At 69.2% G+C, this 21,014-nt stretch carries 18 protein-coding genes; 6 read left to right on the top strand and 12 right to left on the bottom strand.

Translation table 11 applies throughout. The annotated features are described in order from the left end of the window. Positions 1 to 242: 242 nt before the first annotated feature. The 3 genes from ACIHFE_RS08320 to thyX all read right to left on the bottom strand — a co-directional run bounded on the left by ACIHFE_RS08320 (position 243) and on the right by thyX (position 3,984). Complete coding sequence (locus ACIHFE_RS08320; RefSeq protein ID WP_400105008.1) at positions 243 to 1,928, bottom strand: ribonuclease J; 1,686 nt, start codon at positions 1,926 to 1,928, stop codon at positions 243 to 245. A gap of 187 nt (positions 1,929 to 2,115) precedes the next feature. Beyond that, positions 2,116 to 3,018, bottom strand: a complete 903-nt coding sequence (dapA, locus tag ACIHFE_RS08315) for a 4-hydroxy-tetrahydrodipicolinate synthase (RefSeq protein ID WP_400105007.1) — start codon at positions 3,016 to 3,018, stop codon at positions 2,116 to 2,118. A 186-nt stretch (positions 3,019 to 3,204) separates the two neighbouring features. Then, positions 3,205 to 3,984 (bottom strand): FAD-dependent thymidylate synthase, encoded by a 780-nt coding sequence (thyX, locus tag ACIHFE_RS08310; protein WP_400105006.1) that lies wholly within the window; start codon positions 3,982 to 3,984, stop codon positions 3,205 to 3,207. A gap of 185 nt (positions 3,985 to 4,169) precedes the next feature. Between thyX and ACIHFE_RS08305 the strand changes: the two genes are divergently transcribed. After that, positions 4,170 to 4,427: a hypothetical protein gene (locus tag ACIHFE_RS08305; protein WP_400105005.1), complete on the top strand. Its 258-nt coding sequence runs from the start codon at positions 4,170 to 4,172 to the stop codon at positions 4,425 to 4,427. Between the two features lie 56 nt (positions 4,428 to 4,483). Here the strand turns inward: ACIHFE_RS08305 and ACIHFE_RS08300 are convergent, their stop codons facing one another. The 6 genes from ACIHFE_RS08300 to eccD form a co-directional block, all read right to left on the bottom strand. After that, positions 4,484 to 4,945, bottom strand: a complete 462-nt coding sequence (locus tag ACIHFE_RS08300) for a hypothetical protein (RefSeq protein WP_400105004.1) — start codon at positions 4,943 to 4,945, stop codon at positions 4,484 to 4,486. A gap of 6 nt (positions 4,946 to 4,951) precedes the next feature. Beyond that, a complete protein-coding gene (gene dapB / locus ACIHFE_RS08295) occupies positions 4,952 to 5,704 on the bottom strand; it encodes a 4-hydroxy-tetrahydrodipicolinate reductase (RefSeq protein ID WP_400105003.1) in 753 nt (250 codons plus the stop codon). 50 nt (positions 5,705 to 5,754) lie between these two features. Next, positions 5,755 to 7,134 carry a M16 family metallopeptidase gene (locus ACIHFE_RS08290; protein ID WP_400105002.1) on the bottom strand — a complete coding sequence of 460 codons (1,380 nt, stop codon included), beginning with the start codon at positions 7,132 to 7,134 and terminating at the stop codon, positions 5,755 to 5,757. Then, positions 7,131 to 9,350, bottom strand: coding sequence for a polyribonucleotide nucleotidyltransferase (locus ACIHFE_RS08285; RefSeq protein ID WP_400105001.1), 2,220 nt, complete (start codon positions 9,348 to 9,350; stop codon positions 7,131 to 7,133). Before ACIHFE_RS08285 ends, ACIHFE_RS08290 begins: the two co-directional genes overlap by 4 nt. 256 nt (positions 9,351 to 9,606) lie before the next feature. Further along, entirely contained in the window at positions 9,607 to 9,894 is a 288-nt protein-coding gene (gene rpsO, locus ACIHFE_RS08280) for a 30S ribosomal protein S15 (protein ID WP_400105000.1), read from the bottom strand. 279 nt (positions 9,895 to 10,173) lie between these two features. Beyond that, positions 10,174 to 11,640: a type VII secretion integral membrane protein EccD gene (gene eccD, locus ACIHFE_RS08275; protein ID WP_400104999.1), complete on the bottom strand. Its 1,467-nt coding sequence runs from the start codon at positions 11,638 to 11,640 to the stop codon at positions 10,174 to 10,176. 173 nt (positions 11,641 to 11,813) lie between these two features. Here eccD and eccCa point away from each other — a divergent pair, with 173 nt between their 5' ends. Together eccCa and ACIHFE_RS08265 are read left to right on the top strand one after the other, a co-directional pair. Further along, positions 11,814 to 15,803 carry a type VII secretion protein EccCa gene (gene eccCa, locus ACIHFE_RS08270; RefSeq protein ID WP_400104998.1) on the top strand — a complete coding sequence of 1,330 codons (3,990 nt, stop codon included), beginning with the start codon at positions 11,814 to 11,816 and terminating at the stop codon, positions 15,801 to 15,803. A 479-nt stretch (positions 15,804 to 16,282) separates the two neighbouring features. Further along, positions 16,283 to 17,665: a PQQ-binding-like beta-propeller repeat protein gene (locus ACIHFE_RS08265; RefSeq protein WP_400104997.1), complete on the top strand. Its 1,383-nt coding sequence runs from the start codon at positions 16,283 to 16,285 to the stop codon at positions 17,663 to 17,665. A gap of 36 nt (positions 17,666 to 17,701) precedes the next feature. Here ACIHFE_RS08265 and ACIHFE_RS08260 read toward each other — a convergent pair whose 3' ends face one another. Continuing rightward, positions 17,702 to 18,757 carry an ArsR/SmtB family transcription factor gene (locus ACIHFE_RS08260; RefSeq protein ID WP_400104996.1) on the bottom strand — a complete coding sequence of 352 codons (1,056 nt, stop codon included), beginning with the start codon at positions 18,755 to 18,757 and terminating at the stop codon, positions 17,702 to 17,704. A 121-nt stretch (positions 18,758 to 18,878) separates the two neighbouring features. Here ACIHFE_RS08260 and ACIHFE_RS08255 point away from each other — a divergent pair, with 121 nt between their 5' ends. The 3 genes from ACIHFE_RS08255 to ACIHFE_RS08245 all read left to right on the top strand — a co-directional run bounded on the left by ACIHFE_RS08255 (position 18,879) and on the right by ACIHFE_RS08245 (position 20,216). Continuing rightward, positions 18,879 to 19,490 (top strand): hypothetical protein, encoded by a 612-nt coding sequence (locus ACIHFE_RS08255; RefSeq protein ID WP_400104995.1) that lies wholly within the window; start codon positions 18,879 to 18,881, stop codon positions 19,488 to 19,490. A gap of 28 nt (positions 19,491 to 19,518) precedes the next feature. Beyond that, entirely contained in the window at positions 19,519 to 19,800 is a 282-nt protein-coding gene (locus tag ACIHFE_RS08250) for a hypothetical protein (protein WP_400104994.1), read from the top strand. Between the two features lie 182 nt (positions 19,801 to 19,982). Then, a complete protein-coding gene (locus ACIHFE_RS08245) occupies positions 19,983 to 20,216 on the top strand; it encodes a DUF397 domain-containing protein (protein ID WP_109283884.1) in 234 nt (77 codons plus the stop codon). A 65-nt stretch (positions 20,217 to 20,281) separates the two neighbouring features. On the opposite strand, the gene ACIHFE_RS08240 is transcribed toward ACIHFE_RS08245, so the two are convergent. Both ACIHFE_RS08240 and ACIHFE_RS08235 read right to left on the bottom strand, forming a co-directional pair. After that, complete coding sequence (locus ACIHFE_RS08240; protein ID WP_400104993.1) at positions 20,282 to 20,584, bottom strand: WXG100 family type VII secretion target; 303 nt, start codon at positions 20,582 to 20,584, stop codon at positions 20,282 to 20,284. Positions 20,585 to 20,640: 56 nt separating this feature from the next. After that, positions 20,641 to 20,955 carry a WXG100 family type VII secretion target gene (locus ACIHFE_RS08235; RefSeq protein ID WP_400104992.1) on the bottom strand — a complete coding sequence of 105 codons (315 nt, stop codon included), beginning with the start codon at positions 20,953 to 20,955 and terminating at the stop codon, positions 20,641 to 20,643. Positions 20,956 to 21,014 lie beyond the last annotated feature (59 nt).

The raw sequence follows: 21,014 nt of genomic DNA, 5'->3' as shown, positions 1-21,014 counted from the left end.
CCAGATCCGATTTCTCGTTTCCGGCCCCCTGTCGGAGCGGGGTTTCTCGCCTTTCCGCTTTCGCTTTCCGGCGATTCCGACTTTATCAGATTCGATCGAGTCGGATTTTCCATCCGCTTCCGGAGCCCTTGGGCGCTCGAAGCGCTACAGGGTTCCCGTCGCGGTGGAGCCGTAAACGTACTGGACGGCCACGCCCGGATGCAAATCGAAGCCGGGGCGGCCGTCCAGCCGCTGACGCTACGTCAGACCTCGACCACCACAGGGAGGATCATCGGGCGCCGGCGGTAGCTGTCGGACACCCACTTGCCCACCGAGCGGCGGACCAGCTGCTGGAGCTGGTGCGGCTCCGCGATGCCGTCGGCGGCGGCCCTGGCGATCGCCTCCTCGATCTTGGGCATCACGGCCGAGAAGGCCGCGTCCTCGATACCCGAGCCGCGGGCCTGGATCTGCGGGCCGCTGACCAGCTTGCCGGTGGTGCTGTCCACCACCACGAAGACCGAGATGATGCCCTCGTCGCCGAGGATCCGGCGGTCCTTGAGGGAAGCCTCGGTCACATCGCCCACCGACAGGCCGTCCACATAGACATAGCCCGCCTGGACCTTGCCGACGATCCTGGCCTTGCCGTTCACCAGGTCCACCACCACGCCGTCCTCGGCGATGACGATGTGGTCCTTGGGGATGCCGGTGAGGGCACCCAGCTCGGCGTTGGCGCGCAGATGGCGCCATTCGCCGTGCACCGGCATCAGGTTGCGCGGCTTGCAGATGTTGTAGAAGTACAGCAGCTCACCGGCCGAGGCATGGCCGGAGACATGCACCCGGGCGTTGCCCTTGTGCACCACATTGGCGCCCCAGCGGGTCAGCCCGTTGATCACGCGGTAGACGGCGTTCTCATTGCCCGGGATCAGGGAGGACGCCAGGATCACCGTGTCGCCCTGGACGATGCGGATCTGGTGGTCCCGGTTGGCCATGCGTGACAGCGCGGCCATCGGCTCACCCTGGGAGCCGGTGCAGACCAGCACCACCTCTTCGTCCGGCAGGTCGTCCAGCGCCCGTACATCCACCACCAGGCCGGCCGGAACCCGCAGGTAGCCCAGGTCCCGGGCGATGCCCATGTTGCGGACCATGGAGCGGCCGACGAAGGCGACCCGGCGGCCGTACTCGTGCGCGGCGTCCAGGATCTGCTGGATGCGGTGCACATGGCTGGCGAAGCTGGCCACGATGATGCGCTTCTGCGCACCGGCGAAGACCGTCCGCAGCACATTGGAGATGTCCCGCTCCGGGGGGACGAAGCCGGGGACCTCGGCGTTGGTGGAGTCCACCAGCAGCAGGTCGATGCCCTCCTCACCGAGCCGGGCGAAGGCCGGCAGGTCGGTGAGCCGGCGGTCCAGCGGGAGCTGGTCCATCTTGAAGTCGCCGGTGTGCACCACCATGCCGGCCGGCGTACGGATGGCGACGGCCAGCGCGTCCGGGATGGAGTGGTTGACCGCCACGAACTCCAGGTCGAAGGACCCGACCCGCTCCCGGTGGCCCTCGGCGACCTCCAGGGTGTACGGGCGGATGCGGTGCTCCTGGAGCTTGGCCTCGATCAGGGCCAGGGTCAGCTTGGAGCCGATCAGCGGGATGTCCGGCTTCTCGCGGAGCAGGAACGGCACACCGCCGATGTGGTCCTCGTGACCGTGGGTGAGCACAATGCCCACCACATCGTCGAGCCGGTCACGGATCACCGTGAAGTCCGGCAGGATCAGGTCGACTCCGGGCTGCTCCTCCTCGGGGAAGAGCACTCCGCAGTCGACGATCAGCAGACGGCCGTCGTACTCGAAGACCGTCATATTGCGGCCGATCTCGCCCAGGCCGCCGAGCGGGGTGACACGCAGGCCGCCCTCGGGGAGCTGCGGCGGAGGACCGAGTTCAGGATGCGGGTGGCTCAAAAGACTCTCCTCACCACACACGCCACATGTCCCCAGGACACATGGCGCGCATGACATTCGTGCACTTGCAGTTGTTCGGTGTTCAGTTGTTTTTCCGTCCTTGTCGGCGGTGCCGGCCGGCACCGCCGGTGTTCAGTTGTGAAGTCCTTGGCTCGTCAACCGCCGCGTCTGCCGCCTGGCGGTCCCGCTACTGGAGATGTACCCCGCCGGCGGCCAGATCGCGCTTGAGCTGCTCGGTGCCCGCGGCGTCCAGCTCGGTCTGGGGCAGCCGCACCGGCCCGGCGGGCAGCCCCTGCAAGGCGAGGGCGCGCTTGGTGGTGATCACGCCCTGGGTGCGGAAGACACCGGTGAAGACCGGGAGCAGACTCTGGTGGATGGCCGTCGCCTTGCCGGTGTCGCCGGAGAGGTAGGCGTCCAGCAGGGCGCGCAGTTCCGGGGCCACGAAGTGGCCGACCACCGAGACAAAACCGACGGCGCCCACCGACAGCAGCGGCAGATTGAGCATGTCATCGCCGGAGTACCAGGCCAGGCCGCTGCGGGCGATGCCCCAGCTGGCGGCGGACAGGTCGCCCTTGGCGTCCTTGTTGGCCACGATCCGCGGGTGCTCGGCAAGTCGGACGATGGTCTCGGTCTCCAGGGCCACCCCGCTGCGGCCGGGGATGTCATAGAGCATCACCGGCAGGCCGGTGGCGTCGGCTACCGCGGTGAAGTGCCGGTACAGGCCCTCCTGCGGAGGCTTGTTGTAGTAGGGGGTGACCACCAGCAGGCCGTGCGCACCGGCCTTCTCGGCCTCGCGGGCCAGCTCGGTGCTGTGCCGGGTGTCATTGGTGCCGGCTCCGGCGATCACCTTGGCACGGTCGCCCACCGCCTCCACGACCGCGCGCACCAGCCGGGCCTTCTCCGCGTCGCTGGTGGTCGGTGACTCACCGGTGGTGCCATTGACGATCAGGCCGTCGTTGCCTGCGTCCACCAGGTGTGCGGCGAGTCGCTGAGCGCCGTCGAGGTCGAGGGAGCCGTCCTCGGTGAAGGGCGTGACCATGGCGGTCAGCACCCGCCCGAAGGGGGTGTGCGGTGTGGAGATCGGAGCCATAGGGGCCACGCTACTCGTTGCTCACCGTGAGGTACTCCGTCGGGGAGTACCAAAGGGGATCCCGGCACTGCCTGCTCGGGGGTTCAAACAGTGCCGGGTCCGTTTATTCAGCCTAAATGAAGACATCGAAATCCCGCAATTCGGACAAAGGCCCCCGTACTCCACTGGCTGCGGGGAGCCTGCCGGTTACGGAGCGACGCGGCCGTTCTTGTTGAAGGCGGCGTAGGTGAGCGGCATCAGCCCGGCCCAGGCCGCCTCCATCTTCTCGCCCACCATCTCGATCTCCCGCTGCGGGAAGGACGGCACCGCGGCCTGCTCATGCTGGGTGCGCAGGCCCAGGAAGTGCATCAGCGAGCGGGCGTTGCAGGTGGCGTACATCGAGGAGTAGAGGCCCACCGGCAGCACCGAGCGCGCCACCTCACGGGCCACACCGGCGGCCAGCATCTCCTGGTACGCCTCGTAGGCGTCCCGGTAGGAGCTCTCCATCACCCGGCCGGTGAGCTCGTGCTGGGCCTTGCTGCCCTCGACGAAGACGTACTTGCCGGGGCGGCCCTCCTGGACCAGCTTGCGGGACTCGTCCGGGACGTAGAAGACCGGCTGCAGCTCCCGGTAGCGGCCCGACTCCTCGTTGTAGGACCAGCCCACCCGGTGCCGCATGAACTCACGGAAGACAAAGATCGGGGCGCTGATGAAGAAGGTCATCGAGTTGTGCTCGAAGGGGCTGCCGTGGCGGTCGCGCATCAGGTAGTTGATCAGGCCCTTGGACCGCTCCGGGTCCTTGGTGATCTCCTCCAGGGACTGCTCACCGGCCGTGGAGACGCGAGCCGCCCACAGCACATCGCTGTCGGCCGCGCTGTGCTTGACCAGCTCGACGGTCACATCACTGCGGAACGTCGGCTTGGCCTCGGGGGCTTCCTTGGCGTCTTCGGTGGTGCGGTCGGTCACCGGCGGGTCCTTCCATCGCATTGCTCGGGCGGCGCCAAGCCTACGGGCCGCCACTGACACCCGGCCCGCCCACCACGCCCCGGGCGGCCGCCGGGGCACGGCGGTTGAGATTTTTCACAGCAGTTCGGCGAAAACGGGCACCAGAGGTGCTTCCCAGTCGTCCCTCTGTGTGACAGCCCACTTTCGAGGTTCCTAGGAGAGCTTCAATGTTCCGCCGGCGAGAGCCCGTGACCCCCACGGGAGAGCCCGTACCATTCGCCTTCGTAGCCGACGCAGAGCGCTATCGCAGCAACGTCACTCCGCCGCCCCGAGAACGCGCCAGCCGGTCACAGATCGCCGGCCGGGTGCTGGTGGGGCTGACGGTCACCGCGGGGCTGGTGGGAGCGCTGCTGTTCGGCACTCCGGCGCTGGATACGAGTTCGGCGCAGAACACCCAGAACTCGCAGGCCTCCCAAGGCCGTTGAGTAGCCCAAAGGCCCGGTCACCCTGGGGTGACCGGGCCTTTTGGCATCTCCTGCGGCTACAGCGCGCCGGCACGCACCGGCTTCCCGTCGTGCAGGGCGATCGCCCGCTGCATGGCCTTACGGGCCCGCGGGGTGTCCCGGGCGTCGTGGTAGGCCACGGCCAGCCGGAACCAGGAGCGCCAGTCCTCGGGGGCGTCCAGCGCCTCGGCCCGGCGCCGGGCGAAGACCTCGTCCGCCGAGTCCCGGTCGATACGGCCGCCGGGGGTGCGCACCAGCTCGTCCACCGGCAGGCCGCCCTCCCCCTCCAGCTCCGTGGCCAGGCGGTTGGCGTCCCGGGCGAACTTGGTGGTCTGGTACAGGAACCAGGCGCCGATGAACGGCAGGATCAGCACCGCCGCCCCGAAGGCGACGGTGATGGCGGTGCCCTGCTGGATGAGCATCACCCCACGGCTGCCGACCAGGACGAAGTAGACGACCAGCACGGCCGCCAGGGCGAAATAGACGATCTTCGCGCGCATGTCAGCTCAGTCCAGATCCAGGAAGTGTTCCAGCCCGAAGGTCAGGCCGGGGGTGCTGACCACGCGCCGCGCGCCCAGCAGAATGCCGGGCATAAAGCAGCTGTGGTGCAGCGAGTCATGCCGGATGGTCAGCGTCTCGCCGGCGTCACCGAAGAGCACCTCCTGGTGGGCCAGCAGCCCGCGCAGCCGCACCGCGTGCACCGGCACCCCGTCGACGTCCGCGCCGCGGGCGCCGTCCAGGGCCGTGGTGGTGGCGTCCGGCTGGGGGGCGCAGCCCGCCTCCCGCCGCGCCGCCGCGATCAGCTGCGCGGTGCGGGTGGCGGTGCCCGAGGGTGCGTCGGCCTTGTTGGGATGGTGCAGCTCCACCACCTCGACGGACTCGAAGAAGCGGGCCGCCTGCCGGGCGAAGGTCATGGTCAGCACCGCGCCGATGGAGAAGTTGGGCGCGATCAGCACCCCGGTGGACGGCGAGGCGTCCAGCCAGGAGGCCAGCCGCGCCAGGCGCTCCTCGTTCCAGCCGGTGGTGCCGACCACCGCGTGGATGCCGTTGGCCACGCAGAACTCCAGGTTCTCCATGACCGAGTCGGGGTGGGTCAGCTCGACGGCGACCTGGGCACCGGCCCCGGTCAGCGCCTCCAGCTTGTCGCCCCGGCCCAGCGCGGCCACCAGCTCCAGGTCCTCGGCGGCCTCCACGGCCCGTACGGCCTCGGAGCCGATCCGGCCCTTGGCGCCGATGACCGCCACGCGCAGCTTGCTCATCGTCCCTGCTTCCTTCACCGATGCACCCGAGTGGATGACACCTGGGTCAATTAAGACACGGCCTCGTGCAGACGGGCGGCCTGCCTGTCCTTCAGCGGGCCGATGACCGACAGCGAAGGACGCTGTCCCAGTACATCGCGGGCCACCGCGCGGACCTCGTCCGGGGTGACGGCCGAGATGCGGGCCAGCATGTCGTCCACCGACATCTGCTCGCCCCAGCACAGCTCGCTCTTGCCGATGCGGTTCATCAGCGCGCCGGTGTCCTCCAGGCCCAGCACGGTGGAACCGGCCAACTGCCCGACGGCACGGGTGAGTTCCTCGTCCGAGAGGCCCTCGGTGGCGACCTTGTCCAGCTCGTCCCGGCAGATCTTCAGCACATCGTGCACCTGGCTGGGACGGCAGCCGGCGTAGACGCCGAACAGGCCGCAGTCGGCGAAGCCCGAGGTGTAGGAGTAGACCGAGTAGGCCAGTCCGCGCTTCTCCCGCACCTCCTGGAACAGCCGGGAGCTCATCCCGCCGCCCAGCGCGGTGTTGAGCACGCTGAGCGCCCAGCGACGCTCGTCGGTACGGGCCAGGCCCGGCATGCCGAGCACCACATGGGCCTGCTCGGTCTTGCGGCCCAGCAGCTCCACCCGGCCGGCGGTGCGGATGGTCCGGGCACCGGAGCGCGGGCCCGCCGGGACCGCGTCCGTGCGGCCGAGCACCCCGGCCTTCTCGAAGGCGGCCCGCACCTGGCGGACCACCTTGGCGTGGTCGACATTGCCCGCGGCGGCCACCACCAGATGGGTGGGGTCGTAGTGCTTCTTGTAGAAGCGGGCGATCCGGTCGCGGGTGAGCGCGTTGATGGTGTCGACGGTGCCCAGCACCGGGCGGCCGAGGGGGGTGTCGCCCAGCATGGTGTGCGCGAACAGGTCGTGCACACAGTCGCCGGGGTCGTCCTCGGTCATGGCGATCTCTTCCAGGATCACCCCGCGCTCCGCGTCCACGTCCGCGGCCTCGATCAGCGAGCCGGTGAGCATGTCACAGACCACGTCGATGGCCAGCGGCAGGTCCGTGTCGAGCACCCGCGCGTAGTAGCAGGTGTACTCCTTGGCCGTGAAGGCGTTCATCTCGCCGCCCACCGCGTCGATGGCGGCCGAGATGTCCAGGGCGCTGCGCTTGCGGGTGCCCTTGAAGAGCAGGTGTTCCAGGTAGTGGGTGGCGCCGTTGAGCGCCGGGGTCTCGTCGCGCGAGCCCACGCCCGCCCAGATGCCGAAGGTCGCGGAGCGCACCGACGGCAGGGTCTCGGTGACCACGCGCAGGCCGCCGGGCAGGGTGGTGCGCCGCACCGTGCCGATGCCGTTGGCGCCCTTGAGAAGCGTTTGGGTACGGGCGACGGCCCGCCCCTCCGAAGAGGTGCGGGCCGTCTTCCGTGTACTACGGGACGTCACTTGTCGGACTCGTCCTTGTTCTCAGCGTTGTCGTCGTCACCCTCGATGACCGGGATCAGCGAGAGCTTGCCGCGCTGGTCGATCTCGGCGATCTCGACCTGGACCTTGGAGCCGACCGCCAGCACGTCCTCCACGTTCTCCACGCGCTTGCCACCGGCGAGCTTGCGGATCTGCGAGATGTGCAGCAGGCCGTCCTTGCCCGGCAGCAGGGAGACGAACGCACCGAAGGTGGTGGTCTTGACGACCGTGCCCAGGTAGCGCTCGCCGACCTCCGGCATCGTCGGGTTGGCGATGCCGTTGATGGTGGTGCGGGCGGCCTCGGCGGACGGACCGTCGGCGGCGCCGATGTAGATGGTGCCGTCGTCCTCGATGGTGATCTCGGCGCCGGTGTCCTCCTGGATCTGGTTGATCATCTTGCCCTTGGGGCCGATGACCTCACCGATCTTGTCCACCGGGATCTTGACGGTGATGATCCGCGGGGCGTGCGGGGACATCTCGTCCGGCCGGTCGATGGCCTCCATCATCACATCGAGGATGTGCAGACGGGCGTCGCGGGCCTGCTTCAGGGCCGCGGCCAGCACGGAGGCCGGGATGCCGTCCAGCTTGGTGTCCAGCTGCAGGGCGGTCACGAACTCCTTGGTGCCGGCGACCTTGAAGTCCATGTCACCGAAGGCGTCCTCGGCACCGAGGATGTCGGTGAGGGTGACGTAGTGGGTCTCGCCGTCGATCTCCTGGGAGATCAGGCCCATGGCGATACCGGCGACCGGGGCCTTCAGCGGCACACCGGCGTTCAGCAGCGACATGGTGGAGGCGCAGACCGAGCCCATCGAGGTGGAGCCGTTGGAGCCCAGCGCCTCGGAGACCTGGCGGATGGCGTACGGGAACTCCTCGCGGGTCGGCAGCACCGGCACCAGGGCGCGCTCGGCCAGGGCGCCATGGCCGATCTCGCGGCGCTTGGGGGAGCCGACGCGGCCCGTCTCACCGGTGGAGTACGGCGGGAAGTTGTAGTTGTGCATGTAACGCTTGCGCGTCACCGGCGACAGGGTGTCCAGCTGCTGCTCCATGCGGAGCATGTTCAGCGTGGTGACGCCCAGGATCTGGGTCTCGCCGCGCTCGAACAGGGCCGAACCGTGCACCCGCGGGATGGCCTCGACCTCGGCGGCCAGCGTACGGATGTCCGTGACGCCGCGGCCGTCGATGCGCTTCTTCTCCTTGATGACGCGCTCACGGACCAGGTTCTTGGTCAGCGTGCGGTACGCGGCGGAGATCTCCTTCTCGCGGCCCTCGAACTCCGGCAGGAGCTTCTCGGCGGCCAGCGCCTTGACGCGGTCCAGCTCGGCCTCGCGGTCCTGCTTGCCGGCGATGGTCAGCGCCTGGGCCAGCTCGGTGCGGACGGCGGCGGACAGCGCCTGCAGGACGTCGTCCTGGTGGTCCAGGAAGATCGGGAACTCGCCGGTCTCCTTGGCGGCCTTGGCGGCCAGGTCGGCCTGGGCCTTGCAGAGCACCTTGATGAAGGGCTTGGCGGCCTCCAGGCCGTCGGCGACGACCTCCTCGGTCGGGGCCTCGGCGCCGTCCTTGACCATCTGGATGGTCTTCTCGGTGGCCTCGGCCTCGACCATCATGATCGCGACATCGCCGTCCGGCAGCACCCGGCCGGCGACCACCATGTCGAAGGCGGCGTCCTCGAGCTCGCTGTGGGTCGGGAAGCCCACCCACTGACCCTTGATCAGCGCGACCCGGACACCACCGATGGGGCCGGAGAAGGGCAGGCCCGCGAGCTGGGTGGAGCAGGAGGCGGCGTTGATGGCGACCACGTCGTAGAGGTGGTCGGGGTTGAGCGCCATGACCGTGGCGACGATCTGGATCTCGTTGCGCAGGCCCTTCTTGAAGGACGGGCGCAGCGGGCGGTCGATCAGGCGGCAGGTGAGGATGGCGTCCTCGGAGGGCCGGCCCTCACGGCGGAAGAAGGAACCGGGGATCTTCCCGGCGGCGTACATCCGCTCCTCGACGTCCACGGTCAGCGGGAAGAAGTCCAGCTGGTCCTTGGGGTTCTTGGAGGCGGTGGTGGCCGACAGCACCATGGTGTCGTCGTCCAGGTACGCGACGGCGGAGCCGGCGGCCTGCTTGGCCAGGCGGCCCGTCTCGAAGCGGATGGTGCGGGTGCCGAAGGCGCCGTTGTCGATGACGGCCTCGGCGTAGTGGGTCTCGTTCTCCACCAGGGTTATCTCCTCGTCTGCGTCCCGGCGCCCGTGTGGCGGGGACGGTGGCGGAGGGCGCCTGTGCTGGCCGGTCTTCGATCGAAGCACCCGGAATTCCCCGTTCCGGGGGCCACTACCGAGGACCGGCGGCGAGCGGTGCGCTCCTCCTCATACGGTCTTGCGTTGTGGGACCAGACTACAAAGCTTCTGCTTCCCACGAGATACGGCGAAGGGAGCGGCCCCCAGATGTGGGAACCGCTCCCTTCACGCCGTCTTACTTGGCGCCGGCCGCACCGCGGCGGATGCCGAGGCGCTCGACCAGGGCGCGGAAGCGCTGGATGTCCTTCTTCGCCAGGTACTGCAGCAGGCGGCGGCGCTGGCCGACCAGCAGCAGCAGACCACGGCGGGAGTGGTGGTCGTGCTTGTGCATCTTCAGGTGCTCGGTGAGGTCGGAGATCCGACGGGTGAGCATCGCGACCTGGACCTCGGGGGAGCCGGTGTCACCCTCCTTGGTGGCGAACTCGGCCATGATCTGCTTCTTCGTAGCGGCGTCGAGCGACACGCGGTACTCCTTCTGAGTCTCTGTTTCGGCCACCGAGTGCCCCTGGTCTTGATCTCAGGGGAGCTTCCGTTACTCGGGAGGCGGGGCCCGCTGGGCGCTGTCCCCAGAAGCCGAGGCTGTCCGGGGGCGCGTACACAAACGGCCGTCACACAGGGTACCAGTAGCGTGGACCTGCGCTATCGGGGGGCGGCGGCCGGCGAGCGGACTCGCAATCGCGCCACACGATCACCCGAATGAGTGAACCACCGTACCGCTGCGCTGTCCCCCGGAAGGAGCGGTTTACGACCCCGCCAGCCCCCGCACCCGGCCGTAGACCTCCAGCACCGCCAGGCACAGCGGCACCAGCCCCAGCAGAAACGCCCCCTCGGCGATGTCGCTCAGCCGTCCCCAGAACGGCGACAGGCCCTTGCGCGGCACGATCAGGGCGACGGCGGTCAGCACCGTGGCGCCCGCCGCCACCGAGGCGGCCACCCACAGGGTGCGCACATCCAGCGGGCCGTGGTCGCCCCGGGCCAGCGCATGGAAGGCGGAGGCGGGCGGGTTCAGGGCCAGGCCCAGCACCAGCAGGGCCAGCGAGGCCAGACCGGCGCCGAGCACCGCGGCCACCTGGGCGGTGTAGCGGAACAGCCGGGCACGCAGCAGCATCGCCAGGCCGGACACCAGGGCGAGCAGCTGGCCCCAGACATTGTCGGAGAAGCCCAGCACCGCCACCGCGCCGACCACCACCGCGGCGCAGCCGCCGACCAGGCCGAGCAGCATCTCGTGGCCGCGCCGCGCCTGGGCGGCGATCCGCTCGGCGTCCACCCGGGCGGTGGTCCCGGCCGGCTCCCCGCCGTCCAGGTCGTCCGCCGCGGCCGAACGCGGCGCCGCGTAACCGATGGGCAGCCGGGCCACCCGGGCCGACAGCCCGGGCAGGAAGGCGATGGCCCCGATCGCCACCACCACGCACACCGAAGCCGTCCCGGTGGCGCTCGCCCCGCTGAGGATGGCGCCGAACGCGGCCAGCGTGCCCGCGGCGGAGGCCAGCACCGCGGCCACGAAGGGCGCGTCGCCGCCCGGCATCACCACCACCAGTGCCACCGAGGCGACCAGCACCGCCACACAGCCGAGCAGGAACTGCAGCCGCCCGATGCCCTCGCCCTTGTCCAGTGCCAGCAGGCCGGAGCCCGCGACCATCAGGTGCGGCAGCGCGGCCAGTCCCAGTGCCACCGCCGAGGCCCGGTCGTCGTAGACCCGGGCCCGGACCCCGGCCAGCGCGGTCAGCAGCACGCCCACCGAGGCCGCGATGACCCCCGGCAGCCCGTGCATGTCATGCCTGGCCGGGTCGGCGAACCAGAGCAGGAAGGCCATCAGCACCAGCAGCAGCGCGCCGCCGAACAGGCCGCAGGCGCGCAGCAGCCGGTCGTTCCACAGGGTGCGGTCCCGGGTGACGGCGGAGGCCACCGCGTCGGAGACATCGTCGAAGACCGCGGGCGGCAGCGAGTCGGCGAACGGCCGCAGCGAGAGCAGCTCACCGTCCAGCACCCGCTGGGCGGCCAGCGAGCGCGCCCCGTCCAGCACGGTGCCGTCCCGGCGCACCAGGTGGTAGCCGGTCGGTGCGCCGGCCGGCTGGGTCTGCCCGCTCAGCCGCAGGATCTCCGGGTAGACGTCGGCGACGGCGATGTCCTCGGGGAGAGCCACATCGATCCGGCTGTCCGGTGCCACCACGGTCACCCTGCAGAAGCCGGTCGTAGCGGACGTACTCACCTTCTGAGCCCCCTGTCAGGTCTGCTTCTTCGCTCGTGCATACGCGCGGCGGCCACCCTATCGGTGCGGCTGATCAGTACGCCGATAGGATCGCCGTTCGCGCAGGGGGGCCGACGCCGCAGGGAGCGGCGGTCCGGAATTCTCCTTGCAGTGCGGAGGGGTTGAGGCATCCGGTGAGCCAAGTCGTCGTCAAGCGCCAGCCACGCGCGCTCCCGCCGGAGGTACCCGCCGAGGAAGTGCGCCTCCAGGCACCGCCGGAGCTGCCGCGGGGCCGCCAGGAAGGCATGCTGATGCAGCTGCTGCCGACCCTGGGCATGGGCTCCTCGATGGTCTACTTCTTTATGCCGGGCGCCGCCCCCATGATGAAGATCATGGGCGTCATGATGATGCTCTCGACGGCCGGCATGACCGTCGCGATGATCGTCCGGCACCGTCAGGGATCCCAGGGGCAGCTGGCGGACCAGCGCCGTGACTATCTCAAGTACCTGGCGCAGACCCGGCGTACGGTCTGGAAGACCGCCCGTGCCCAGCGCGCCGCGCAGTTCTATCTGCACCCCGCGCCCGACCAGCTGTGGTCCATCGTGGCCGAGGCCACCGCCACCCGGGTCGGCGGCGAGACCCCGGGCCGGGTGTGGGAACGGCGGGTCGGCGACGACGACTTCGGGCAGGTGCGCCTCGGCCTGGGCTCCCAGCAGCTGGCCACTCCCCTGATCGCCCCGGAAACCGCCCCGGTGGACGAACTGGAGCCGCTGACCGCGGGCGCCATGCAGCGCTTCCTGGCCACCCACGGCGCCGTGGACGGCATGCCGCTGGCCCTGTCGCTGCGCGCCTTCTACCACATGACGCTCTCCGGCGATCCGGAGACGGTGCTGGGCAACGCGCGGGCCTTTGTCGCCCAACTGGCCACCCTGCACTCGCCGGAGGACCTGGTCATCGCCATCGTCACCGGCCGGGGCAACGCCGCGGACTGGGAGTGGGCCAAGTGGCTGCCGCATGTCCAGGTCCCCGGCACCCTGGACGGGGCCGGCACCCGCCGGCTGATCGGCGACGACCTCACCGAACTCGAGGGCCTGCTGCTGCCCCGCCTGGAGGGACGCACCCGCTTCAGCCGGGACGGCCAGCCGGTGCTCGACCAGCCGCATATGGTGCTGCTGCTGGCCGGCGGCATGGTGCCGCCGGACTCCGCCTTCGCTGCCCCGGAGGGCCTGCAGGGCGTCACCATCGTCGAGGTCATTCCCGGCGAACTGGACGAACTGCGCGGCGGACTGTCCATCGTGACCCACCCCGGCAAGCTCCAGCTGCTCTCCCAGATCGCCTCCTACGAGGGCGTGCCGGACACCCTCTCGCTGCCGGCCGCCGAGTCGCTGGCCCGCCAACTGGCCCCGCTGCGCATGGGCAGTGGCGGTGACGACGAGGAACCCCTGCTGGCCAACCTGGACTTCACCGACCTGCTGAACCTGGGCGACGCCGGCTCGGTCGACGTCACCCGCACCTGGCGCCCGCGCTCCACCGCCGAGCGGCTGCGGGTGCCCATCGGAGTGGACGAGTCCGGCGCCCCGGTGATGCTGGACCTCAAGGAGGCCGCCCAGGAGGGCATGGGCCCGCACGGCCTGTGCGTCGGCGCCACCGGCTCCGGCAAGTCGGAGCTGCTGCGCACCCTTGTCCTCGGCCTGGCCGTCACCCACTCCTCGGAGACGCTGAACTTCGTCCTCGCCGACTTCAAGGGCGGCGCCACCTTCGCCGGAATGTCCGAACTGCCGCATGTGGCCGCCGTGATCACCAACCTGGCGGACGACCTGACCCTGGTCGACCGCATGCGGGACTCCATCACCGGTGAACTCCAGCGCCGCCAGGAGCTGCTGAGGTCGGCGGGCAACTACGCCAACATGCACGACTATGAGAAGGCCCGGGCGGCGGGCGCCCCGCTGGAACCGCTGGCCTCGCTGGTCCTGGTCATCGACGAGTTCAGCGAACTGCTCACCGCCAAGCCCGACTTCATCGACATGTTCATCCAGATCGGCCGCATCGGCCGGTCGCTGGGCGTGCACCTGCTGCTGGCCTCCCAACGCCTGGAGGAGGGCCGGCTGCGCGGTCTGGAGACCTACCTCTCCTACCGCATCGGCCTGCGCACCTTCTCGGCCGCCGAGTCGCGTACCGCGCTGGGCGTTCCGGACGCCTACCACCTGCCCTCGGTGCCCGGCTCCGGCTATCTCAAGTACGGCACCGACGAGATGACCCGCTTCAAGGCGGCGTATGTCTCCGGCCCGTACCGCACCGGCGCCACCGCGCCCGGCCCGGGCAGCGGCCCGCTGCCCATCGAGCTGCGGCCGGTGCTGTTCACCGCCGATCCGGTGCCGGTCAGCTACACCGCCCCCGACCCGGCCGCCCTCGCCTCCGCCGGCACCAAGGGCGAGGACGCCTTCGCCGACACCGTGCTGGACGTCATCGTGCGGCGCCTGGAGGGCCAGGGCCCCGCCGCCCACCAGGTCTGGCTGCCGCCGCTGGAGGCGGCCCCGTCCCTGGACCAGTTGCTGCCCCCGCTGTCGGTGGTGGACGGCCGCGGCCTGACCGCCGCCGACTACCCGCGCCTGGGGCACCTGGTGGTGCCGGTCGGCCTCATCGACAAGCCCTTCGAGCAGCGGCGCGACGTCCTCTACCGCGACTTCTCCGGCGCGGCCGGCCACATGATGGTGGTCGGCGGCCCGCAGTCCGGCAAGTCCACCCTGCTGCGGACCCTGATCTCCGCCTTCGCCCTCACCCACACCCCGGCCGAAGCGCAGTTCTACGGCCTGGACTTCGGTGGCGGCGGCCTGTCCTCCATCGCCGACCTGCCGCATGTCGGCGGCGTCGCCTCCCGCCTGGACCCGGAACGGGTACGCCGCACCGTGGCCGAGGTCGCGGGCATCCTGGCCCGCCGCGAGGAGTACTTCCGCGCCAGCGGCATCGACTCCATCGCCACCTACCGGCGGGGCCGGGCCATGGGCCAGTACGCCGACCAGGAATGGGGCGATGTCTTCCTGGTCGTCGACGGCTGGGGCACCTTCCGCCAGGAGTACGACGTACTGGAGGGCGTGGTCACCGACATCGCCTCCCGTGGCCTGGGCTATGGCGTCCATGTGGTGGTCACCGCCTCCCGCTACCTGGAGGTCCGCGCCTCCCTCAAGGACCAGCTCCTCAACCGCCTGGAGCTGCGCCTGGGCGACACCATGGACTCCGAGTTCGACCGCAAGGTGGCCGCCAATGTGCCGGCCGGCGTCCCCGGCCGCGGTCAGCTCCCGGAAAAGCTCCACTTCATGGGCGGCCAGCCGCGCATCGACTCGGGCAACGACCCGGAGACCATGTCCGACGGCACCGCCGCGCTGATCCGCTCCGTGCGCGAGTCCTGGACCGGCCCGCACGCCCCCAAGGTCCGGCTGCTGCCGCGCCGGCTGCGCGCCGACGAACTCCCCAAGGGCTTCGAGTACCCCCAGCACGGCGTCGCCATCGGCCTGGACGAGACCAACCTGGAACCGGTCTGGATCGACTTCGAGACCGACCCGTTCTTCCTGGTCTTCGGCGAGAGCGAGTCCGGCAAGACCGCGCTGCTGCGCCTGCTGGTCAAGCAGATCACCGAGCGCTACGGCCCCGACGAGGCGAAGATCATCGTCGGCGACTACCGCCGCACCCTGCTGGATGTGGTGCCCGCCAGCCACCTGCTGGAGTACGCCCCCACGGCGTCCGCCATGACCACCCACGCCAACGCGCTCAACGGCCTGATGGAACGGCGCGCGCCGCAACCCGACATCACCCCGCAGCAGTTGCGCGACCGCAGCTGGTGGTCCGGCCCGCAGTTCTTCATCGTCATCGACGACTACGAACTGGTCTCCACCAGCAGCGGAAACCCGCTGTCCGTCCTCACCGAGAACCTCCCGTTCGCCCGTGACGTGGGCGTACGCTTCATCATCGCCCGCAACTCGGCCGGTGCCTCCCGCTCCATGTACGAGTCCTTTATGCAGCGCATCAAGGAACTCGGCGCCCAGGGCATCGTCCTCTCCGGCGACCCCAACGAGGGCGACCTCCTCGGCAACGTCCGCCCCCGCCCCATGCCGCCGGGCCGCGGCTTCTTTGTGTCGCGCAAGCGGGGGACTCCGCTGATGCAGGCGGGGTGGCTGGCGGAGCAGTAGCCACGCCCGGGGTACGGGCCCTTGGCGACGGCAACACCCACCACGGGCGCCGGGGAACGAATGCGGCAGGCAGGCAGTCGTTCCCCGGCTTCCGTACGTCATGAGGAAGGTTGATGTCACAGCCGCCCCAGCCATTCCAGTCGCCACAGGCGAATCCTCCGGAGGACTCGGCCGCCGGTTCCGGCTCACCCCGGATTCCGTCCGCCGAAGGGGCATTCGGCCCTCCGCCGGACCTGTCCGGTGAAGCACCATCGATCGCACCGGGCGCCGCGCGGCAGGGCACCTCTCCGGCCACGGGGGCCCCGCGCGGCTTCGGTCCGGCCCCGGCCATGCCGCCCCAGCCACTCCCACCGGCCGGCCCCCTGTCCCCACAGGCGCCACCCGATCCGGCCTCCCCGAATCCGGGGCAACGGCCACCGATCAGCACCTACCCCACTGCCCCGGACGCCGGCCACGGCAAGCGGGGCAAGCGGCGCTTGATGATCCTCGTCAGCGTCGTAACGGCCCTGGGACTGGCCGGGGGCGGCGTCTGGTTGTTCACCCAGGGCAGTGGCAACTCACACAGCTCGGCAAGCCATGGCAGTGGCAAGGGTTCTGCAAACAGGCCGAAGAATTCGAGCAAGCCGAAACCTGTCAACGGCAGGTTGTTGCTCTCGTTGGCCGAGCCCTCGGTCCCCGCACAGCGTCCGACTTCCGGCATGTGGGTCACCGAGCAAGGCTTTGTTAAAACCGGTCTGTCCAAGGTGACCGGTTACGACCCGACCGGCGGCCGCAAGTGGGAGCTGCCGCTGGACGGCGAGATCTGCTCGGCCTCCCGCCACGCCACATCGGACAACAAGGTCGCCTTGCTGGTTCGGGGCAGCAAGGCAACGGGCGACGTCGGCATCAGCGCCGTTGACCATTGCACGGATGTCGTCCTATTGGACCTCGGCACCGGGAAAAAGCTGTGGCAGAAACAAGCTCGATCAGGTGATCAAACCGTCGAATTCCGGCAAGTCGCCATAGGCGGCAACGCTGTAGCGGCGGGTGGCACCCGAGGCGGCGCGGCCTGGTCGCTCAATGACGGCAAGGAGCTATGGAAGCCAAAACCGGAAGACACCTGCCATGACGACAACTATGGCGGCGACGGAGGCAAGCTGGTCGCGATGCGCAGATGCGGTGAATTGGAGCACGCGCAGTACAGCGTCCAAACCCTCAGGCCGAACGGCGCGGTGGCTTCCAAGTTCATGCTGCCCCGCGGAATCAAGGACGCCTATGTGGTCTCCGCCGCTCCCCTGATCGTCGCCGTCGACGCCAACGACTCAAGTGGCAACGGTGTTTCCGACCTGATGACCATCGATGACAGCGCCGGGGACGGCAAGTTGCGCGCCAAGTTCTCCATGGGAAACGGCAGATACGCGGTCAAATGCACATACGACTCCCAGAGCTGCGGAAATCTCGTGGTCGGCAAGGAGTCCCTCTACCTGCCTACAAGCGAGCATCAAACGAACCAAGACGGCATCCCGAGCAATGAAATCGTCAAGTTCGATCTGTCAAACGGCCGGGTCAAAGGAAAGGCAGCCAGCCCTGAGGCCACTTGGCTCTCGCCCATGAACATGGATGGAGAGGATCACCTGATTGCGTATCAAATGTCGATCGGGGACATCAATAATGCGGTAGTGAGCATCGACCCGGAAGCATTCACTGTGACACCTCTGCTGAAACTCTCCGGCAACTCTCACCACAGCTTGAACAGGTTCAGCCCCGGTGCCGATTGGCTCCTGTGGGCCCACAACCGGCTCTACCTGGGCCGGGAATCCATCAACAAACCCTATGACGAAAAGCACCAGGATTACCTGGTCGAGGTATGGGGCGCCGGCTGACGAGTGTCGCGGCACCGTCAGGAGGTGTTCCCCGTGTCAGAGCAACCCGGCCGCACGGGGCGTCTGCTGGTACAGAACCCGGTGACGAGTCCGCGTCCGGGTCACCAGCCCGGAGCGATGCAGAATCCCGAGGTGGTAGGAGACGGTGCTCGCCGCCAGACAATGGCGCTCGCCCAGTTCGACGGTGCTGCGGGGCGTCCGCAGGTCGGTCAGGAGGCGAGCGCGAGTCACCCCCAGCAGGGCATGCGCGGGCTGGGCGGGATCCGAGGCGGAGTCCGGGCCGGGATGGGCGGGATAGAGGAACATGGGCTGCCGGCGCGACGGACCGGGCAGCCCATCAACGATCATGTGCAGCTCCGTGCCGAAGACCGAAGGCGTCAGGACCAGCGAAGTGACCCCGTCGCAGATATGCCCCCGGAACCGGGTCAACAGGCCCAAATGATCGCCCTGCCACACCACTTTGGGATGCAGACCGCCGAGCATGGCGGCCATGCCCTGCCGGGCGATGGCCTGGGCCCGGCGGTTGATGTCGGCGTCCATCCGGGCGTGCAGGGCGGACCAGTGCGGGGCGATGGCAGCTTGCCACAACTGGTGCAGTTCCGCGGCCAGTCGTTCGGCGAGCGCGCTCTCGCCCCGCTGCAGTACGTCCAGCAGGGGGCCGGGCAGCGGACGGCCCACCATGCGCTCGTCGGCGTCGCCCCGGAGCATCAGCCCGATCTCATACCCCAGGCGTTCGGAGCCGATGGCCGCCACCGCGTGCAACTCGTCCTGAATCCGTGCCTCCGGGACCTCGGGATGAGGTGTGACGAAGTCCGGTACGTAGTCCCAGGAGCCGGTGAAGAGCGACCCCAGCAGAGTCAGCCTGCGGTCCCGCACCGTCTCACGGATCAGGGCGCGCCAGCCCCCGCCCGAGGCCGGTACGTCGCTGCGTAACAGCCACAGCGCCTCCACCGTGGTGCTCAGCGGCGATATCGCGAAGCGCGTGTTCGCCAAGGTGTGTGCGTCCATGTCGATGCGCAGCACAGCCGTCTCCCCCTCCGGACCGCTGACCCTTGCCGCGTCCGCCGCCGCACCGGTCGCATCCGGTCGCATTCGAACCTGGTCGAATCATTCGCCAGTCACCCGCGGCATGCAATTCCCTGGCACCAGGCCGCAGACGGCTGATGGCCGCCGGCCGCGGTCGTAAGTTCCTTCCAGAGAAGGGGAGTTCGCCATGTCCTTGTCGAAAGCCGCCGCCACCGCCGTGTTCGCGGGCCTGGTCGCCCTGGGCGGTTCGTTCACCACCGCGCAGGCCGCGAGCCCCGCCACACCGGCGCACACCGGACCCGCGCACGGTCTCGCCCTCGCCAAGCAGGTCTTCAGCTCCGCCAATCCGTCCCGGGCGTACGCGAGACTCTCCGCTGCCGACAAGGCCGCGTTCGACGGTGTGGAGAAGCCCGTCTCGGTCAACAGAACGGTCAGGACCGCCGCCATACGCCCGATGTCGGGCGGTTGTTGGGACGAATGGGTGCGGTACGACTTCAGGGCCGCGGCAGGCAACACCGTCTACACCGCCTGGCAGGGCCTGAACTGGTGCAGCAATGGCTCGGGTATCACCGGCTACCACGTCTACGACCGCGGTGGCGAGACCTCGACGCCCGGCTGGAGCTTCCAGGGTGACAACGGCCAGGGTTCTCGTAACGTCGGATGGGAAGTGCGCCAGTACACCAAGGAGAAGTTCACCTTCGGCATCGGATCGTACGGCTACAGCGCCAACACCTGTGTGCAGATCCGGGGCGGGGCCACCGGCCTGTACTCCAGCAGCGCTTCCTGCAGCCTCTACTGAGGCCGCGCCAGGGGCAGAAGGGTCCATCATGACGGTTCACACGGTGGTGCGACGGCGGACTTCCCGGGGTGACGCGGTGGCGGCCGGGCTGGCCTCGGCCGGAATCGCGTCGCTGCTCCTGGCGTGGTACGTCAGTCTGCCGCTCAACCTGGCGGCCGCCGGCACGCTGGTGCTGACGAAGTACGTGCGGCACCGGCCGGCCACCCGCTGGAGCCGGGTGGCCGTTGTGCTGACCGTCATCGGCCTCGCGCTCGATCTGGCTTTCCTGCTCTTGCTTGTTCCCGTCCGGGCCGTATCGGTCCATACCTGACCGCAACCGGGAAGACTGCGGCCGTGCCGTGATGGGGGCGGCACGGCCGCAGGGCCGCAAGGCGGTAGACGGCGGTCGGCGGATTGCGTCAGCCCGCTACGCTTCGCGGCTTCGCGGAGTACGCTGCTGGCGGATCAACTGACCGCGCCGGTAGGCAGATTCGGATAGGGAGTCCTGCGCCCATGGCAACCCAAGAAGAGACGGACGCGCTGTACGCGATGGACATCTCCGGTGTCGAGTGGCTGAGTGCGCCCGACAGCCCGCCGGATCTGCCGCGTGTGGAGATCGCGTACCTGCCGGGCGGGGCGGTCGCGATGCGGTCTTCGGAGGATCCGGACACGGTGCTGCGGTACACGGAGTCCGAGTGGCGGGCGTTCGTCCTCGGTGTCCGGGACGGGGAGTTCGACCTGACGTGAGTACGACGGAGGGTGGGCAACCGGTCTGATCGGTTGCCCACCCTCCGCTGACGCCTTCGGCCAGGTCAGATCTGGAAGAGCTTGGCCGCCTTGCTGTCGGTCATCTGGTAGTGCTCGCTGCCGCGCTCGATCAGCTTCGCCACCTGGTCCAGGGCCGACTTGATCCGCTCGCCCCGCTTGCGGAAGTCGGCTGCCGCCTCCGTCATCGCGGTGTGGGCTTGGCCTTCCCAGCCGGCCGAGACGTTGTCGACGGCGGCGGCCATCTTCTGGAGTTCGCCACTGACGACTTCGGCCGCGTGCTTGATCTGGCCGGCCGTGTCGGTCATGTTGGCGTAAGTTACTGCGAGTTCTCCGCCATTGCCTGACATGTGTTCCCCCACTTCTGTGGTGTTGTGATGTGAGCGACCCGTGATGGGGGGTGTGCTCAGTACTGGTCCAGCCCGCTGACGCTCTTCAGCGTCGAGGCGACGTCGGCGTCGTTCGCTCCACCCATGGTGTGCGTCTTGGCGACTGCCTCACGGATGTGCTGGATCTTGTTGTTCACTGCGCGGTGATCGTCGGTGAGCTCCTGGTGAGCCCTCTGGAAGGCGGCGAATGCCTCACCCTTCCAGTTGCCTTCGACGATCGTGATGGCGTGCTGCAGCTTCTGCACGTTCTGGTTGAAGTGGTCGATCGCGTCGTCGATGCTCTTGGTGAACGTTGTGAACGCGTCGTCTGAGATCTTCTGCTTGCCGGACATTCCCCACCTTCTCTGGTTAGCCGCGGATCCTCGGGGATCCGCCCTGTTCATGTTGCTCT

It is taken from the genome of Streptomyces sp. NPDC052396 (assembly GCF_044593195.1).
In the GTDB taxonomy this organism is placed as follows: domain Bacteria; phylum Actinomycetota; class Actinomycetes; order Streptomycetales; family Streptomycetaceae; genus Streptomyces.
The sequence above is the reverse complement of the archived record's forward strand: the minus strand, read 5'-3'. Positions and strand labels throughout refer to the sequence as shown.